This window comes from Mucilaginibacter sp. P2_A5, assembly GCF_056404995.1.
The window spans coordinates 1-18,511 of sequence record NZ_JBFUCY010000052.1 but is presented as its reverse complement, the minus strand read 5'-3'; the positions used below and the strand labels follow the sequence as shown (position 1 = coordinate 18,511).

Annotated in this window: 13 protein-coding genes; 8 read left to right on the top strand and 5 right to left on the bottom strand. The window is 41.8% G+C overall.

Translation table 11 applies throughout. The annotated features are described in order from the left end of the window. Positions 1–76 precede the first annotated feature (76 nt). The 3 genes from AC1DXF_RS28390 to AC1DXF_RS28380 form a co-directional block, all read right to left on the bottom strand. Positions 77–613, bottom strand: coding sequence for an RNA polymerase sigma factor (locus tag AC1DXF_RS28390; RefSeq protein ID WP_477452065.1), 537 nt, complete (start codon positions 611–613; stop codon positions 77–79). A 267-nt stretch (positions 614–880) separates the two neighbouring features. Next, the gene (murB, locus tag AC1DXF_RS28385; protein WP_477452064.1) at positions 881–1,900 is read right to left on the bottom strand and encodes a UDP-N-acetylmuramate dehydrogenase; all 1,020 of its coding nucleotides are present in this window, start codon (positions 1,898–1,900) and stop codon (positions 881–883) included. A gap of 449 nt (positions 1,901–2,349) precedes the next feature. After that, on the bottom strand, positions 2,350–3,333 hold the full coding sequence (locus AC1DXF_RS28380; RefSeq protein ID WP_477452063.1) for a glycosyltransferase: 984 nt from the start codon (positions 3,331–3,333) through the stop codon (positions 2,350–2,352). A 92-nt stretch (positions 3,334–3,425) separates the two neighbouring features. On the opposite strand from AC1DXF_RS28380, the gene AC1DXF_RS28375 reads away from it, so the two are divergent. The 3 genes from AC1DXF_RS28375 to AC1DXF_RS28365 all read left to right on the top strand — a co-directional run bounded on the left by AC1DXF_RS28375 (position 3,426) and on the right by AC1DXF_RS28365 (position 7,351). After that, entirely contained in the window at positions 3,426–4,415 is a 990-nt protein-coding gene (locus tag AC1DXF_RS28375) for an SRPBCC family protein (RefSeq protein WP_477452062.1), read from the top strand. Positions 4,416–4,524: 109 nt separating this feature from the next. Next, positions 4,525–5,841 carry a sugar MFS transporter gene (locus tag AC1DXF_RS28370; RefSeq protein WP_477452061.1) on the top strand — a complete coding sequence of 439 codons (1,317 nt, stop codon included), beginning with the start codon at positions 4,525–4,527 and terminating at the stop codon, positions 5,839–5,841. A gap of 922 nt (positions 5,842–6,763) precedes the next feature. Further along, positions 6,764–7,351, top strand: a complete 588-nt coding sequence (locus AC1DXF_RS28365; RefSeq protein ID WP_477452060.1) for a hypothetical protein — start codon at positions 6,764–6,766, stop codon at positions 7,349–7,351. Positions 7,352–8,197: 846 nt separating this feature from the next. Here AC1DXF_RS28365 and lpdA read toward each other — a convergent pair. Together lpdA and AC1DXF_RS28355 are read right to left on the bottom strand one after the other, a co-directional pair. After that, positions 8,198–9,601: a dihydrolipoyl dehydrogenase gene (lpdA, locus tag AC1DXF_RS28360; protein WP_439694613.1), complete on the bottom strand. Its 1,404-nt coding sequence runs from the start codon at positions 9,599–9,601 to the stop codon at positions 8,198–8,200. Positions 9,602–10,363: 762 nt separating this feature from the next. Then, the gene (locus AC1DXF_RS28355) at positions 10,364–11,362 is read right to left on the bottom strand and encodes a phosphotransferase enzyme family protein (RefSeq protein ID WP_477452059.1); all 999 of its coding nucleotides are present in this window, start codon (positions 11,360–11,362) and stop codon (positions 10,364–10,366) included. Positions 11,363–11,978: 616 nt separating this feature from the next. Between AC1DXF_RS28355 and AC1DXF_RS28350 the strand changes: the two genes are divergently transcribed. The 5 genes from AC1DXF_RS28350 to AC1DXF_RS28330 all read left to right on the top strand — a co-directional run bounded on the left by AC1DXF_RS28350 (position 11,979) and on the right by AC1DXF_RS28330 (position 18,132). Then, the gene (locus AC1DXF_RS28350) at positions 11,979–12,839 is read left to right on the top strand and encodes a hypothetical protein (protein ID WP_477452058.1); all 861 of its coding nucleotides are present in this window, start codon (positions 11,979–11,981) and stop codon (positions 12,837–12,839) included. 212 nt (positions 12,840–13,051) lie between these two features. Beyond that, entirely contained in the window at positions 13,052–13,834 is a 783-nt protein-coding gene (locus AC1DXF_RS28345; protein WP_477452057.1) for a fatty acid desaturase family protein, read from the top strand. Between the two features lie 5 nt (positions 13,835–13,839). Then, positions 13,840–14,463, top strand: coding sequence for a M949_RS01915 family surface polysaccharide biosynthesis protein (locus AC1DXF_RS28340; protein WP_477452056.1), 624 nt, complete (start codon positions 13,840–13,842; stop codon positions 14,461–14,463). A gap of 250 nt (positions 14,464–14,713) precedes the next feature. Continuing rightward, positions 14,714–16,384: a M1 family metallopeptidase gene (locus tag AC1DXF_RS28335; RefSeq protein WP_477452055.1), complete on the top strand. Its 1,671-nt coding sequence runs from the start codon at positions 14,714–14,716 to the stop codon at positions 16,382–16,384. An 86-nt stretch (positions 16,385–16,470) separates the two neighbouring features. Then, positions 16,471–18,132 (top strand): M1 family metallopeptidase, encoded by a 1,662-nt coding sequence (locus tag AC1DXF_RS28330; protein ID WP_477452054.1) that lies wholly within the window; start codon positions 16,471–16,473, stop codon positions 18,130–18,132. Positions 18,133–18,511: the final 379 nt, after the last annotated feature.

Sequence of the window (18,511 nt, the reverse complement as noted above, 5' to 3'; positions counted from 1 at the left end):
TAATCGTCCTAAACAAAAAACCCGCCTCATCGGCGGGTTTTTTCTATATGTATGATTATTTGGTTGAGTTTATTATTTAATTTTCTGCGTAAACCGGTTTGGTAATGCCGTTATCATAAGCTTTCAGGTTTTTCTTCAGCAACTTGCGCGCAACGTGAATGCGGGTTTTTACGGTACCAATGGGAATATCCAGATGATCGGCAATTTCGTGATACTTATGCCCTTCAAAATACATGGTAAACGGAACATAGTAATCTTCGGGCAGCCTATCTAAAGCTCTTTTAATGTCGTCCATCACAAACTTGGCTTCGCCCTGGTTTTTTGTTGAACTAAATACCAGGTTTGGAGATGAAATTTCGTCGCTTTTGGTAACAAATGTGCTCATTTTAACAAAACGGCGATAGTTGTTAATAAATGTATTTTTCATGATGGTGTATAGCCATCCTTTTAAATTAGTACCTTCTTTAAACTTATTGTAATAAGTTATGGCCTTCAACATTGTATCCTGAACAAGGTCGTTAGCATCGTCTGCGTCATGCGTAAAATGTAAGGCATATGATCTTAATGAAGTTGCCTGGCGCAGTACAAGGGTGTTAAACTCAATCTTTGTCATTTTGTTAAAGTTTTGTGTTAACAGTTAGGCAAGCATAGTGCCAGTACTGTATTAAATTCAGCACAAAACCAGTTGCCGGCCTCAAAAACCGGCAAACAAAACAGTTGTGTAAATATTACACTTATATAACAATCAACAACCTGCCTGTCAAGCCATTAAATACAACTAACACAAGCAGCCTTTAGAATTTAAAAGCAACGTTTCCTGCAAAAAAATTATTGAAAACAAATAAAAACAAAATCGAAGATTTAGTTAAAATTTAAATTTTTAACTAATAATATTCACCTCGCGTTGTAGCATAACGCCAAATTTAGCGTACACACTGTCTATAATTTGCGACGAAAAGTTGTACACTTCTGCTCCCGTGGCCCCGCCGTGGTTTACTAATACCAACGCCTGGTTCATCCATGTTCCGGTGCGGCCAACGGTTTTTCCCTTCCATCCGCACTGCTCAATAAGCCATCCGGCGGCTAATTTTACCTGCTCATCGGCGGCCGGATAATTAACTACATCGGGGAACTTAGCTTGTACAACTTCAAATTCCTGCCGGCTGATCACCGGGTTTTTAAAGAAACTACCAGCATTACCTATAGTTGTAGGATCGGGCAGTTTAGATACCCGGATATGCGATACTACCTGCGATACATCTTTTATAGTGGGCGATGTGATGCCCCGAGTGGTCAGCTCCTGCCCTATGGCACCGTACTGCGTATTAATGTTGGGGATAAGCGATAAATGAAATTTAACCGATACAATAATATACTGCCCCTTCAGCTCGCTTTTAAAAACACTTTCGCGGTAGCCAAATTTACAATCGGCTTTGCTAAACGTTTTAAAAGTGCCTGTAGCTATTTCAAAAGCACTGCAGCTCACAAACGCATCTTTTAGTTCCACGCCATAGGCGCCTATGTTTTGAATGGGCGATGCACCCACCGAACCAGGGATAAGGCTCAGGTTTTCAATCCCGGCATACCCGCGGGCAACGCAAAAGTTCACCAAATCGTTCCATACCTCGCCGCCGCCCGCCTCCACAAACACATCGTTGTGGCTAATGCGGTGTTCAATGCCCCGGATATTCATGCGGATAACCAGGCCGTCAAAATCTGTAACCAATAACAAATTGCTGCCTCCCCCTAAAACCAATCGTTCGGTTTGTTGCCATTGCGGGTCGGCAAATAGTTCAACCAGGTCATCCTGGTGGGCTATTTCCACAAAATAACGCGCCTGGGCATCTATGCCGAAAGTATTAAAGTTTTTAAGGGATACGTTTTCTTGTATTTGCAGCATGGGGGTTGATTTTTAACAATTAGTCTGTTTTTCAAAGGCGTTAAAGAAGGTTTCACCGTTTCGGATGTCGGAATTTCGATTTCGGATTTGTCAGGGGCGAATTTCGGAATTTTAATTAACATGAAATGCATGCAAAAGTTGCCATTTCGGTTTAACATGCATGAGGTAGTTGCCTGCTTAACCGCACAAAACATACGTAGAATCCCCTTTTTGGTGCCCTAACAATACAAATTTACCTGTTTCCTTTTACATTTAGAAATCGTCATTTTTTCATGCATAAACAGTTACAAACAGGGCAATAAAGCGTCACTTTTCAGCAACAAATGCGCTATTTATTGATACAAAAATTACATTTATTAACACAAAAAAACAATGAAATTTTTTTTGCGCAAAATTCCTGAAAAAGCAGCCTAAAAAAATCGGTTATCCTGGTAAAAGAGAACAATTGCCTACTCATTCCAGGGCAAATACTTTACCGTGTTGGCAACCTGTAATGTTGGTGATCCCAAATTCAATTGTTCGCCATTTAATACGCGCTCATATAAGCGTAGATATTTTTGCACCATGGTATGTACCATAAAGTTATCCATAGCATACTCATAACACAACCGGTTGCTGAATTGGTCTATCGCCTTAAGTCCGTTTACCAGGTCCGATTTACTGTTACTTAACAGCCCAACTTCAGCCGGAACCAGTTCGGGCAGCGATCCGTATGGCGTACCTAATACGGGGCAGCCAAAATACAGGCTTTCAATAATAGCCAGGCCAAAAGGCTCGTGCCATAAAACGGGGAACAACAATGCCTTGGAAGTATTTAACACGACCGCCTTTGCATCGTTATTAACCATGCCCTTAAACCGCACATTCAGGTTCGGTGTAAACCGCAGCCCCATTTTTAAATTGAGCCGTGTACCGCCCAATACAATCAGTTTATTGCTGCTTTGGCTGGCTATATCAATAGCGCCTTTTACGTTTTTAACCTTCCAGGCTGCCTTGGCCAGGAAATGGGCTTGTGTCCGCTTTTTCGACAGATCGGGCTTGTGGTAATCGTCCGGGTCGAGGCCGTGGTGTACAAAAGCTTCGCCGCCGTAGCGCGATGCCTGGTTGGCAGATACAAATACAGAGTTTCGATTTAGCTGCTGCCCAAAGCCGGGATTATCATGTACATTAATCAAATAGGGTTTCTTGCTAAACCCATTTACCTGGAAGTGAAAGTGTACCACATCTACATCGTCGGGCACCTGCAGGTTAATGTCAACAGCTGGGTCATAAAACAATACTTTGGCAAAAGGACAGGTTGAACCGGGCGCAACAAGATAGGTTACCGTATGCCCCAGGCGGCTAAGCTCTTTACCCAGCCACCAGATAACACGTTCGGTACCGCCATATTTAGGGGCGGGGATCCGGGTGTTATTTACTATTAATATCCTCATTTGAAAATGCAAGCGCCCGAATTTCGGAATTTAAATCGGATTGTTTTACTTTAGTACAACTTCGTTAAAACCTTATACTTATCAATATTTACATGACCGAACCGCAACCAAACAAACTAAAGTTTTTCCTGAGTAAATATGCCGGTGTGCTTGTAGGTGCTTTATATGGCCTGGCAATTCGTTTCGCGTTCGGCTATCCTGGACACATAAAATTCCAATTCACCGATTTGTTTTCTATAACGTTTGTATGGATAGTACCTGTTATTATTGGCATAACACCAATGCTATTTGCCAGCCGGGACCAATTATCGCGAAACAGTTACAAGGCAATGACTCCCCTGGTAACCGTATTTGTTTTTTTTATATTTTGCTTCATAACCCGTATCGAAGACCTGGTATGTATCATCATTATAAGTATTCCATTTTTAATTGGTGCAGTATTAGGCGGTCTGATTTTTGGCGAACTATTATTCAGGTATAAAGAACGGCGGAACACCATATACTCCATATTGCTGGTACCATTTATAGCGGGATTTATTGAAGAGCAGTTTAAAATACCCACAGGTATTTACCATATTAATACAACCATTGTTGTTAATGCTACTCCGCACGATATATGGCAGCAGGTGGTACGGGTAAAACAAATTAAAAAGGAAGAGTACGCAAAAGGATTTTTCAATTATGCAGGCATTCCCCGGCCACTTTATGCCGAGCTTGATAAAGACACCATTGGAGCTACCCGTACCGGCCATTTTGAGGGCGGATTAAAATTTATTGAAACCGTTGACCATTGGGAAAAGGATAAAAAAGTATCCTTCAATATCAGCGTAATCCCATCATCCATCCGCAATACAGTTTTTGATAAACATATTTTAACAGGCAAGCACTTCAAATTCCTGAATGCCTCATACACTTTAAAGCCATTGGGGAACAATAAGACCGAGCTTTGCCTGTCATCTTCCTATCGCCTGGATACCCGGATAAACTATTACGCATCTTTTTGGGGAAACTCCCTGCTATCCGACTTTCAACAACGCTTATTAGACGTTGTAAAACATCGATGCGAGCAAAAAAAGCAATAAATGTCAATACAAAGTGCCAATTCGTTAAATTTTCAATATTTAAAATACAATTAATAAACTTTTTTAATTATTTTAGGAACTTCATTGACTTTTTAACGATCCATAACAAATGACATCCATTACAAAGCCCGAAATGCAGGCTCAAAAGAAAACCATTGTAAGCCCGGTAATAATCATCGGCGTTCTATTCTTCATTTTCGGGTTTGTAACCTGGCTAAACTCGGTACTGATACCGTATTTAAAAATAGCCTGCCAGTTAAACAACCGCGAATCGTACCTGGTAGCAAGCGCGTTTTACATTGCTTACCTGTTAATGGCCAAACCATCGGCCTGGTTACTTAAAATATTCGGGTTTAAAAATGGTATGGCTGTTGGGTTAGTCATTATAGCCGTTGGCGCGCTAATTTTTATACCTGCCGCTTTAACGCGTACCTATGCCATCTTTTTAATTGGCTTATTTGTACAAGGCAGCGGGCTTGCGGTTTTACAATCGGCATCAAACCCCTATATCACTATAGTTGGCCCGCCCGAAAGTGCAGCAAAGCGTATCAGTGTTATGGGTATATTTAACAAATTTGCCGGTGTATTGGCACCTATAGCGCTTGGGGCTGTGGTTTTAAACAACATTGATGCTTTTAATACCAATCTTGCCAAATTAGATATTGCTCAACAAACAGCCGAGCTTAACGAATTAGCATCAAGGGTAATATTGCCTTATGTATTAATGGTGGTTGTATTAGCCATATTGGCGGTACTTATTTACTTTTCTGGCCTGCCCGAAATTGATACCGATCATGAGGACGAAACTGTAGCTGCCGCAAATTCGGGCAAAACAAGTATTACGCAATTCCCGCATTTAATATTGGGGGTGATAGCCCTGTTTTTTTACGTGGGTGCCGAAGTTATTGCCGGCGACTCGATAATTGGTTACGGCACAGCACATGATATTCCTTTATCAACAGCACGATATTTTGCATCGGGCACGCTTGCATGTATGGTGATAGGATATATAGCCGGAATAGTGTTTATTCCTCGATTCATCTCCCAGCAAAAAGCTTTGGTGTGTTCGGCAATTTTAGGTGTAATACTAACAGCGGTTGCGCTGTTTACCCCTAAATATATTTCGGTAAGCTGCATCGCGTTACTCGGTTTGGCCAACTCACTGATGTGGCCAGCAATATGGCCGCTGGCACTTTCGGGCCTGGGAAGGTTCACCAAAATTGGGTCCTCATTATTGGTAATGGGCATTGCGGGTGCAGCTGTGTTTCCGCCCATATATGGCTTGCTGGTTGATAAAGCCAAAATCAGCCACGGATTAGCGGCTGCATCCCAGTCTTCTTATTGGATTTTAGTGCCTATCTACCTGTTCATCCTTTATTTTGCAACCATTGGTTATAAAAAGGGAAAACATGTGATAGCGGTATAAACCAAAAATCTCATTTTCATCAACTAATAAGGCAGCGATATTGATTATATTGCTGCCTTAATAGTTTTATTACCTTATCCAATGAAATTAAGATTGAATTATTGGCAGTTGATTTTGTTGTTTGTTCCTTTTATTGTAGCATTTCTGTCAGCAATAATTCCATATAAAACACGGATAGCTTATCACCTAAATTCCGAAATAATAGCTATCATGATTATCGCAAGTATTTCATTAGCAATTTGCTATCAGGCATACTTATTAATAAGTTTTAACAAGAGGATAAAAGGATCAATATTTATAAGTTTTAATGCAGCTATTTCGGCTGTTTTTATGACGATTTGTACCCTATTCACTATTAAATCTGTCATATTAATGATTGTTCGAAAAACAGTTGTAACCAAAATTGTTCAGACAGAGCACCATTGGCTATTGACCTGCATATCCTTATTTTTAACACATGCCTTCATAACGTTCTTTTTAGTAAACAACATTTATCTATCCGGTAAAATAAAAAAGATCAATGATTTCGCAATGCGCGAAAATCTCCGTGATGATTTTGGAGAGCCCATGAAAAAGGTGCTGATAACGTCCTTGTTGATAATAGCAGGAAGTTTTGTGATAGTGATAGCTTACAAAGCAGTCAGCTTTAACTTATCTTTTTCAAGTAAATAAATCGCCAAACCTAACATTCGATATAAGTCAAGTCTAGCCTGCTAAACCACTTCCCCCCCCCACCACCAATAACCCAAACTCTTCCGCGCTATGCTTCTCCATCGATTTATGGCGAATTTTGTGCGCACTGCGAATCTCGATTAGGTACAGTTGCAAAAAGGCAAATATGTTACTGAAATCTTATTTCATTAATTTAATAAGGCAGCGATATTGATTATATTGCTGCTATTATTGATTTTCACCTTATCCGATGAAATTACGATTGAATTACTGGCAGCTGATTTTGTTATTTGCACCGTTTTGGGTACTGGTATTTTCAAGCCTGCTGCCACTTTATTTACGGGAAAAATACCATTTAGATTTAAAAGCTTTTAGCGCTATAATAGCGATCGATCTATTCCTCGCCGTTGGTTACCAGGCTTATTTGGTAATCCTTTTCAACATCAGGTTAAAGGGCACTAAATGGATGATAATACATACCCTTATTCCGGTAATATTTGCAGCAGTTTGCGTAATGGCTGCCGTCGCCTTTATGGTACACGGTTCCGAAAATCATAAACTACTCAGCGGGCCGGTACAAAGGTCAAAGACCAGTTCAACATCGGGCATATTATTTATTTTTATACTGCATATGCTTATTACCTTCTTTGTGGTAAATAACCTGTATGTATCCGGAAAAATAGCAAAGATCAAGAATACATTATTGCGCGAAAACCTTGCGGCAGAATTTGGTGAGCCTTTAAAAAGAATATTTATAGTGTCACTATTAACAATAGCCGGAAGCCTTCTTTTGGCTGCAGTTCTCGGGATTATTCGCGCAAGGTATTTTAATAGTTAAGAGAGTCATTCGTTGCAAACAATCTAATTTCATAACTCAACAAGGCAGCGATATTGATTGTATTGTTACCTAATTAACTTAAAACTTATCCATGAAAATACGATTGAATTACTGGCAGCTGATTTTGTTGTTTTTGCCCTTTATAGTAGGCTTCCAACTGTTTCATGTTCCTTACACCTCTGCAACGGTATATATAATAACCAAGAGCACATTAAACCTGCTTCTTTATATTAGTCCATGTTTTATAATAGGTTACCAGGCTTATTTAGTCATCAATTTCAATAAAGTAATCAAGGGTTCAAAGTGGATGACAGCAAACATTATAATTTCTTTAGTTTTCACACTTCTGAATTTTACCTATCTGATGATAACCACCTTACTTAGGTTGCCATATTTAAATAGTCGCCTTGGCCCCATTGAGCAGGCCGATTTTGGTTTTATATCTAACCTCAGCATAATATTTTTTCTGTACTCGATAATTACCTTTTTTATAGTAAATAACATATACGTTACCCGGCAAATAAAAAAAATACCCGATGATAGTTTGAGAAATCAACTAAACCTTGATTTCAGGTTACCTATGAAAAAGTTGAGAAACATGGCGTACATTGTTGTAGCGAGTATGTTATTATTATCGATGGTTATTGATATTTTTGTTTACGGAGTAATTCCAAATCAGGACTAGTTTTTAGAATTTAAAATCCCCGGCAGCTAAATTCTGCCCATTCAAAAAATTCGTTTAATTCAGGTTCAGACACAATTCCTCCGTCAAAACAAAAAAGCAGAAACAACCTAAATTGCCTCTGCTTTTTTTTTAACTGCAAACTCAAAATTGCCAACCGGCAACTATATATGTATCGCTCTATTCTCCGTAGCTGCCAAACAAGCCTCGCGCATAGCCTCTGTATAGGTTGGGTGGGCATGGCTGATCCGGGCGATATCCTCTGCCGATGCACGGAACTCCATCGCAACCACAGCCTCGGCAATCATATCTGCTGCACGGGGGCCAATCATGTGTACGCCTAAAATTTCGTCGGTAGTGGCATCGGCCAGTACTTTAACAAAACCATCCAAATCACCGCTGGCACGTGCACGGCCGCTGGCTTTAAAGGGGAACGATCCTGTTTTATATTTTACACCGGCTGCTTTCAGCTGCTCTTCTGTTTGGCCAACGGCTGCAACTTCGGGCCAGGTATATACCACACCGGGAATCAGGTTGTAATCAATATGCGGTTTCTGGCCGGCAATAATTTCGGCAACCAAAGTACCTTCATCTTCTGCCTTGTGGGCAAGCATGGCGCCTTTAATTACATCGCCAATGGCGTAAACACCTTTAACGCTGGTTTCCAGGTGATCGTTAACCGTAATTTTACGGCCACGTTCTTCAACGGTGATGCCAATTTTATCTAAACCTAAACCATCGGTATAAGCTACACGGCCTACGGCTACCAGGCAATAATCGCCTTTTAACTCTTGCTTCTCGCCTTTTGGCGTATCAAAAGTAACGGTCACTTCTTTACCTTTTACGGTAGCGCCGGTTACTTTATGGCCCAGGTAAAACTCCATGCCCAATTTGGTCAGCACTTTTTGCAGTTCGCGGCCAAGGGCTTTATCCATAGTTGGGATAATGCCATCCATAAACTCAATTACAGATACTTTTGCGCCTAAACGGGCATATACCGAACCCAGCTCCAGGCCAATAACGCCGCCGCCAATCAACACCAGGTGCTTAGGCACTTCGGTGAGCGACAAAGCCTCGGTTGAGGTAATGATGCGTTTTTTATCAATTTTTAAAAATGGCAACGCCGATGGTTTTGAACCGGTGGCAATAATTACATTTTTACCGGTTATCTCGGTTTCGGTACCATCAGCTTTTTTAACGGTGATGGTGTTTTTATCTTTAAATGATCCTACACCGTAGTGGGTGTCAATCTTGTTTTTCTTCATCAGGTAGCTAATGCCGCTGGTATTGGCATTTACTACTTCCTGCTTGCGTTTTACCATCTGGCCAAAATCGATGCCTAAATTTTCAAGCTTAATACCATGGGTAGTAAAAGTGTGGGCAGCATTATGGTAATGTTCGGACGAATCAAGCAGGGCCTTTGATGGGATACAGCCCACATTAAGGCATGTACCGCCAAGGGTACTATATTTTTCGACGATAGCGGTTTTTAAACCCAATTGGGCGCAGCGTATAGCGGCTACATAGCCACCCGGGCCCGAACCGATAACGATAACATCATATTGCATAGTATTTTGTTTTATAGGACGGCAAAGTTAGTGGGAATTATTGAATTACTGAATTATTGAATTAGTGATTTAGTGAGTTAGTTGGCGAATTAGTGAGTGAGTGTCTGAAAAAAATAAAGCCTGGGCCTGTGCGATTCCGTCCTTGGAAAGGAGGAGGTAGAGGTTAAACCAACCACTCAAATCGCTTTTATACTCGTCGCTCGTATAAACCCCTCCCTGCCTTTGCGCTCAATTCCAACGCACCACTCCCGTGGGAGGGAATTGAAAAAATAGCCCCCGGAAGCCGGAAACTCCTCGTCTTCCTAAAACCGTCAGCAGAACAGCTTCTGGCGAAAACGGGCAAAACAATGTGGGGCTGTGCGGCTGCAGGGCATAGGAAGTTTTTGCATGAGCGTAGGACTAAGCGCGCCGGGGCAAAATAATTCCAGCCCAGGTTTTGACCATTTTGCAGGGCAAAGGCCCCGAGCGCAAAGAAGCATTTCTGCTGACAGCCGTTTGGTTACTTTGCGGCTTCAAAGTAACAGCCCTCCCGCGGCAACTGAGCGGGCCAATCTTGTCGCTTTCACTAAATAATTTTGTAATCTACAAAACATGAATTATGACGTTACTACACCATCGGTTATGAAGATAGCTGACATAGCTTTTTTGCTAAATCGTTCCCCGAAAAGTAAAAAGTTCATTAAACCCCTCCCTGCCTTTGCGCTCATTTCAACCGCACCCCTCCCGTGGGGAGGGAATTGAAAGACTAAGCATCTTACAAAACTAAAACTCACAATACTTATCAGCCCATGCCTTAATCAACGCCACCCTGTCTTTGATAAACCTTGGCCCAAAAAACGGATTCGACCAATCATCAAAATGTTCATGCTGAAAGCCGAGGTAAAAAATCCAGAAGCCAACGCCAAGGTAGGGAATAGCCTTTAGCTCATCATCGCTAACCGGTCTTGTTTCCCGGTATGCCGCCACAAAAACAGCGAACATCCGTTGGGCTTCCTCATCGGTTAACTTGCCTGTATACACATGCATAAAAAAATGGACGAAGAACGACATCAGGTCGTTAACAAGAAACCCTTTGCCCGCGAAGTCGAAATCGAAAAAAGTTAAACTTCCGCCGGCATCAAAGTGGAAATTCTTGGGCAAAAAATCGTACTGGCAATAGCCGTAGCTAAAGTTAGCGGTATCCAACGAACTTAGCTTTTGAGCAACCTTAACCGCAATGTCTTTTATATAAGCATACTCATCTGGCAGGTCATTAAACGCAGGTTCAAAACTTTTTATGGGATTGATAAGCGTAGTTTCAATACTATATTCCCTACGGGGATAACTAAGTTGAACAACCGAAGTAATGTTGTGAACCTTAGCCATCTGGCACCCAATGGTTTTTAGCTGCCCGTCGTTTAAATCCATTACAGGGGCGCCTTCAGCGTACGAGAACAGGATGCCATAGCGGGTACCCTCAGGCGCGTCAAATTGCTGCAGTTGGCTGCCATTGATAGCTGTTATTGGATAAGCTACACTTGCGCCGCCATTTTCCAACAAGTTAAGCAGTTCCACCTCTGCTTGGATTTCATCGCGCGAGCGGTGTTGTTCACGGTAGATTTTTAAAACATATCTGGCATCAATAGCTTCGATGATATATGTATCGCTAACCCCGCGCAATAAAAACCTGCAATTAATTAGCTTCAAGCCATAGGCAACTTCGATATAACTTTTTAATGCAATCGCCGATAAGGTAGAATATTGTGCCGGAAAATGTGCCATAGTTTTAAAAATGAAAAGGGGCTGCAATGATACGAAAATGAACAATGCCGGCGCAAAGTTTATCCTATTTTACAGGAAAATCGCGCTTAAACCTTTTCACCTCATTTAATAGAATTTTTAATACTGAGATGGGTAACCCCTACGGGGCATAAATGAAATCCAGATAAATATTGCTACAAACTGGTAGCCTCTACGAGGCATCACAGACAAGACTATTAAAGGCGCTTGCCTCGTAGAGGCTACCTGTTTGTAGAAAAATGTCAAATGTATTTTATGCCCCGTAGGGGCTACCCATCTTTCTACAACAAATTTAAAAAGCCATTTCCCTGTCCTATTTTAGCTAACATTGGCTATTTATTAGCTGCTTCATGTAACAGTGTTGTATTAAATTATTTGTTAGCAATTATGTTGCTAAATTAGGCTGTTATTTTAAATGACCGCACCATCATTATTAATTTGCATTCCTTGTAAAATGAAGTTATTTGCTTTCTCATTTTTCTTGACAACCGCGAGAATTCAAATAAAACAGCTATTTTTTGCGGGGTTATTATTATTGTCATCAACAACGTGCTTTGCGCAGGTTGACACAACAAAATATCCTTTTGACAAAAACATATTGGAGAGGTTTTCTTACAACCTTACTCAAAATGATTCTATTATTCCTGTTTACAGCGGCGGGAAATATTGTTACATAAATTCGGTTAGCAGAAGTAAAATTACAGACCAATTATTTGATCAGGCATACCCCTTTGAAGGCAAATGTGCCTTAATAAAACAAAACGGGAAATATGGTATAATTGACAAGCAAATTAGCTATGTAATCCCTCCCGCTTTCAAGGATCCGGCTGATCTAACCGAGAAAAAAAACATAATTACCAGTACTGGCGGTACATTAGTTAAACGGTTTAATTATTATCAGGCTCGTTTTGATACTACTGCGTTTATTTTTGATGAACCGGTTGGACCACAGATTTATTTTTTTAAAGAAGGGCATAAATTTTATTACGAACTAAATGACGGCAAAAAAACGAGATCGGCTGCCATTTACGATGCCGGCTTTACATTTAATAATTACATGGCTATTGCCAATTTACGGGGCAAATTAGGAGCGCTTTACAGCAATGGTAATATTGCTGTTCCGTTTATATACAAGCAATTTGCAGGGACTAATGCAGGTAATCAATTCAATACTTTTTTTTATGCGATGAAGAAAGGACGGTATTGGCACTACTTTAACGGAGGCAAAGAATTATTTAAAAGCAAACAAAAGCCTGTATCAATGACCGAAAATGTGTTTGTTTTTAAAGACGGAGAATTATATAATTATTACAATAAAGCGGGGATTAAGGTTTTACCAAATAATTACAAGTGGATTTCTGCCAATGGCTGCCTTGCCGTCAATCAAAAAGATGAGTTTGTGTTGCTGATCCGCAAAACAGAAGAATTTATTTATTTTAATCGATACAATAATAAATGAACATAAAACAACTATATCACACCGGCCTGCTACTGTTAGCTATAACAGCGTTTTCGCTGCCGATCCATGCCAACGTAAGGTACGAGGCCCGAAAAACATTCAGGTATAATCTAAAAACTAAAAAATGGCGATTAATCAAGTGGATCATGGTTGGTTAACAGATTTTTACCGGCAAAATTTGCATTAAATTTGAAGCACCAAACCAGCACAAGATGACACACCAGGAAATACTTAGAAAAGTAGATTGGCGGGACCTGAAAAACCTGACCGTAAGAGAGATGTTAATTGAAAACAACCTGACTATTCCCTGGGCTATTGCATCCTGGGCCCTGGCATATTACGGTTATTATGTGTTAGCACTGCCGTTTTCGGCGTTTTTCTTTTTAACGGGGTTAAGGCAGGTACATAACGGGTTTCATAACTCGCTTGGCACCAACAAATTTCTAACCTGGTTTTCGTTGTACAGCAACAGCATCCTGATGATGGTATCTATACATGCTGTAAAATTCAACCACATCCGCCACCATAAGTATTGCCTTACCGAAGAAGATTACGAAGGAAAATCGGCCAATATGAGTTGGTATGGCGCCATATTTTACGGCCCAATCCATATTTTCCTTATCCACAAGGTAACGCTTCAACTGGGCAATAAAAATTACAAGCGTAATGTGCTTTTTGAGCTGGCCTCCATAGCCGCCTTTACATTTATAGTATTTTACTTTCACATTTACTTCCTGATCTATCACATCATTATCATGGTGATAGGCGAGTTTTTGATGGCATTCTTCGCGGTATGGACAGTGCACCACGATACCCACGATAGCCCCGAATTTGCACGTACCCAAAGAAGCGGCTGGAAAAATAAAATCACCTTCAGCATGTTTTATCACCTGGAGCATCACCTGTTCCCGGCCGTGCCTACCATAAAGCTGCCGGAACTGGCTAAACGGATAGACGAAGCGCTGCCGGAAATTGAAAAGAAACAAACGTTTTAAACCCTATGAGAACTATTTATTTCATCGCCCTTTTGTTTGCAGGCCAGGTTTGTTTTGCCCAGGTTAAGGTTATCAAACTGGATAAAAAAGATATTCCCGCAACTATTAAATACAATGGCCACCTAATCAACGCCGTTAAATATACCGACAACGAAGGGCAGCATTTGGTGATCACAACAGAAACCGGCATCACCCCAACTAAAAACAGTGATTCGGGCGACGGCCGAGATGCCGCTTTATATGCATACAGTTATACCATCGGCAGCAATAACCAATTTAAACTAAGCTGGCAAACCTATGATTTTATAAAAGATTGCCCGGTTGACCTGGAAGCCCAATACGTGCCCAACAGTTTTGCTGTTACCGACCTGAATAAAGACGGAAAAGCCGAAACATGGCTGATGTATACTACAGTATGCCATGGCGATGTTAGTCCATCTGATATGAAGATCATCATGCACGAGGGGATTAAAAAATACGCCGTAAGGGGAACAAAAAAAGTAAAGGTCTCTGACAAGGACTTTGAGGGTGGTAAATATACTTTCGACGAGGCCTTTAAAACCGGCCCGGAAGCATTCAGACAGTATGCTGCGGATTTGTGGAAGAAAAATTTAATGCAGGTTTGGTGATAATATAAGTTTTAAAATTGAGGATTGATAAAAATGAGGGATTGCGCGATTCCTTCCTTGGGGAAGGGGAGGTAGGGGTTAAATCAGGCGTTTAAGCGCACGAAGTTAGTCGCGCGTATAAACCCCTCCCTGCCTTTGCGTTCATTGCCAGCCGCACCCCTCCCAAGGGAGGGAAATAAAAAACTGCCCGATGATTCGGGTACTAAATACTTGAAAACCATAGTTTAATGGCAGAACATTACAACAACACATGAATATAAAACAACTATACCACACCGCGCTGCTCCTGTTAAGCACCGTGGCATTTTCATTACCTGTTCACGCCCAGCTCCTACAGGCAAAAGAAGCCTTTACCCATGCGGATAGCCTGCGCGGTAATTTAACACCTCCGCGTACCTGTTACGATATCAACTACTACCACCTGGATGTTAAATTTGATATCGCCCATAAAGCTATCAGCGGCAGCAACCTGTTTAAGTTTACCGCCACGCAGGATTTTACACTGCTGCAGTTTGATTTGTTTGCCAATCTGAGTGTAGATAAAGTAGTTTACAAAGGCAAAACACTCCCTTTTAAGCGCGATGCCAATGCCGTGTTTGTAACTTTTCCAAAAACGATTACCAAAGGCAGTAAAGATCAGTTCACCGTTTATTACTCGGGCAAGCCAACCATTGCTGTAAACGCGCCATGGGATGGCGGCGTAGTTTACAAACAGGATTCGCTTAAAAAACCATGGGTGGCTACCGCCTGCGAGGGTGTGGGTGCCAGCATCTGGTGGCCCAATAAAGATCATTTGAGCGATGAGGTTGATAGCATGCTCATCAGCATCAGCGTTCCAAAGGGATTAAAAGATGTATCCAACGGCCGCCTGCGCAAGGTTACGCCGTTAAAAAACGGTTATACCAAATTCGATTGGTTTGTGGCCAACCCTATCAATAATTATGATGTGGTAGCCAATATTGGCGATTACGTACATTTTGGCGATACCTACATGGGCGAAAAAGGCAAACTTACCATGGATTACTGGGTGCTGCCCGCCAGCCTTGAAAAAGCAAAGCAGCATTTCGGTGCCAATGCAAGGCCTATGCTTAAAGCTTTTGAACACTGGTTTGGCCCATACCCTTTTTACGAGGATGGCTATAAACTGGTAGAGACGCCACACCTGGGTATGGAACATCAGAGCGCCACAGCCTATGGCAACCATTTTTTAAACGGCTACCTGGGTTACGATATGTCGGGAACAGGCTGGGGACTTAAATGGGATTACATCATTATCCACGAAAGCGGCCACGAATGGTTTGGCAATAACATCACGGGGAAAGACCTGGGCGATATGTGGATTCATGAAAGCTTTACCTGCTACTCCGAATCGTTGTTTATTGAAGATAACTGGGGCAAAAAAGCCGGGGAGGAGTATAATTATGGTTTACGCGATGGCATCAATAACGACGGCCCCGTAGTTGGCCCCTATGATGTAAACAAAGAAGGCTCGGGCGATATGTACCCCAAAGGTGCGGTAGTACTTAACATGGTGCGCGCCATTATTAACGACGACGAAAAATGGCGGGCTATCCTGCGTGGCCTCAACAAAACTTTTTACCACCAAACCGTTACTTACGACCAGGTGGTAAATTACATTACAGAACAATCGGGCAAAAACCTGCTGCCTGTGTTTGACCAGTACCTGCGTTATAAAGATCTGCCGATACTGGAATTTGCAACGGTAAGGGGCAAATTCTGCGCCAGGTGGATAGCCAGCGTGAAAGACTTTACCATGCCGGTATTAGTCCGCGCAAAAGGCGGCGAGTATAAGTTTATAACGCCTACCACCCGCTTTACGCCGGTTGATATCGACGGGGTAAATAAGGATAATATTGAGGTGGATAAGTTGAATTTTTATGTAGGGGTGTTGGTGGATTAGTGAGTGGTTGATTGGGTTGGATTGAGTTGATTGGGTTGAAAATTTTTAAGATTATAAGTTGACAGACATATATGCAAAATAAGAACATGATTAAATACACACTCGGCCTTTTGATGGCTGGTGCAAGCTTTTTGCCGGCAAAGGCACAATTAGGCACAGTAAAAGAAAAATTTACCCGGGCCGATACTTTACGCGGATCGTTAACTACACCGCTGCGGACTTGTTACGATATCAATTATTATCACCTGGATGTGAAGTTTGATATCGATAAAAAATTCATCAGCGGGAGCGTGCTGTTTAAGTTTACCGCCGTAAGTGATTTTGACAAGCTGCAATTTGACCTTTGGGATAACCTAAAAATTGAAAAAGTAGTTTACAAAGGTCAGGATTTAAAATATACCCGCGAGTTTAACGCCGTGTTTTTAACCTTCCCCAAAAACATCAGCAAGGGCAACAAGGACGAGTTTACCGTTTATTATTCGGGCAACCCAACTATTGCCAAGCGTGCCCCATGGGATGGCGGCGTGGAGTACAACACCGACTCCTTGGGCCATGCCTGGGTATCAACCGCCTGCCAGGGTATGGGCGCCAGCGTATGGTGGCCAACTAAGGACCAGCAGGAAGATGAGGTTGACAGTGCTCTCATCAGCATCAGCGTACCAAAAGGTTTAAAAGATGTATCAAACGGCCGCTTACGCAAAGTTACCGACCTGAAAGACGGTTATACCCGCTTTGATTGGTTTGTGGCTAACCCTATCAACAACTATGATATTGAAGCCAATATTGGCGATTACACCCATTACGAGGGCATATACAACGGCGAAAAAGGCAAGCTGACCATGGATTTTTGGCCTTTAAGCTACAACCTTGATAAAGCCAAAGCACAATGGGGCCTTGATGCGCCACGCATGCTCAAAGCATTTGAACATTGGTTTGGCCCTTACCCTTTTTATGAGGATGGCTATAAACTGGTAGAAAGCCATCACCTGGGTATGGAACACCAAAGCGGCATAGCTTACGGCAATCATTATAAAAACGGCTACCTGGGCCGAGATCTTTCGGGTACGGGCTGGGGACTGAAATGGGATTTCATTGTAATACACGAAAGCGGGCACGAGTGGTTTGGCAACAACATTACCTCCAAAGACCTTGCCGATATGTGGATTCACGAAAGTTTCACCAACTACTCTGAGTCGTTATTTGTAGAAACCTTTTACGGCAAGCAGGCGGGCCAGGAATATGTACACGGCACCCGCATGGCCATCGCAAACGACAGGCCTATTGTGGGCGCTTATGGCGTTAACAAAGAAGGTTCGGGCGATATGTACTACAAGGGTGGTAATATGCTGAACATGATCCGCACTATTATTAATGACGATGAAAAATGGCGTGACATTCTGCGGGGGCTTAATAAAACGTTTTATCACCAAACGGTAACTTACAACCAGGTTGTAGACTACATTAGCAAACAAGCGGGCATAAACCTATCGCCGGTGTTCGACCAGTACCTGCACTACAAAACCCTTCCCATCCTCGAGATCATGTTCCGTGAAGGTAAAAGCTATGCCCGCTGGACCAGCACCGATGCAAAAGACTTTGCCATGCCCGTTAAAGTGCGCGTTAAAGGCGGCGATTACAAATTTATCACCCCAACCAAACAATTCAAACCTGTTGAATTAGAAGGCGCCACCAAGGATAACATTGAAGTTGACACATTTAATTATTATATTGGGGTGTTGGTGGAGTAGTTTGTTGGTGAGTGGTTGATTGAGTTGGATGAACGTTAAAAATAAAAGACTGTCATACTGAGGTATAAAATTTCACGGAATTTTGAAGGTAAAATGACATTTTTAAAATATAAGACTGTCATCCTGAGGCACGAAGGATCTCCTATGATGAAATTTGTCAGCAAGTAAGGCAATTACTCTTGAAAAGCGATAATAGATTACATAAAGTTATATTTTTCTAATAAAAAAACCAAAGCATGGCCAAGTTTTTTTATTTTCATATGCAGATCAAAAGAGGAAACAGGCGCTGCTGAGGAGCAACCTGCCAGCAATATGATCTGCTGAACCAAGGATAAAGGGTCTCTCACAAGGAGGCCTTTTTATTTATCCTGGTCATGAA

Bases quoted from the DNA above. Each gene is read 5' to 3' on its own strand.
- AC1DXF_RS28390 (WP_477452065.1), bottom strand. From the start codon at position 613: ATGACAAAGATTGAGTTTAACACCCTTGTACTGCGCCAGGCAACTTCA.
- AC1DXF_RS28330 (WP_477452054.1), top strand. From the start codon at position 16,471: ATGATTAAATACACACTCGGCCTTTTGATGGCTGGTGCAAGCTTTTTG.
- AC1DXF_RS28340 (WP_477452056.1), top strand. From the start codon at position 13,840: ATGAGAACTATTTATTTCATCGCCCTTTTGTTTGCAGGCCAGGTTTGT.
- AC1DXF_RS28335 (WP_477452055.1), top strand. From the start codon at position 14,714: ATGAATATAAAACAACTATACCACACCGCGCTGCTCCTGTTAAGCACC.
- lpdA (WP_439694613.1), bottom strand. From the start codon at position 9,601: ATGCAATATGATGTTATCGTTATCGGTTCGGGCCCGGGTGGCTATGTA.
- AC1DXF_RS28345 (WP_477452057.1), top strand. From the start codon at position 13,052: ATGACACACCAGGAAATACTTAGAAAAGTAGATTGGCGGGACCTGAAA.
- AC1DXF_RS28365 (WP_477452060.1), top strand. From the start codon at position 6,764: ATGAAATTACGATTGAATTACTGGCAGCTGATTTTGTTATTTGCACCG.
- AC1DXF_RS28355 (WP_477452059.1), bottom strand. From the start codon at position 11,362: ATGGCACATTTTCCGGCACAATATTCTACCTTATCGGCGATTGCATTA.
- AC1DXF_RS28370 (WP_477452061.1), top strand. From the start codon at position 4,525: ATGACATCCATTACAAAGCCCGAAATGCAGGCTCAAAAGAAAACCATT.
- AC1DXF_RS28375 (WP_477452062.1), top strand. From the start codon at position 3,426: ATGACCGAACCGCAACCAAACAAACTAAAGTTTTTCCTGAGTAAATAT.
- AC1DXF_RS28380 (WP_477452063.1), bottom strand. From the start codon at position 3,333: ATGAGGATATTAATAGTAAATAACACCCGGATCCCCGCCCCTAAATAT.
- murB (WP_477452064.1), bottom strand. From the start codon at position 1,900: ATGCTGCAAATACAAGAAAACGTATCCCTTAAAAACTTTAATACTTTC.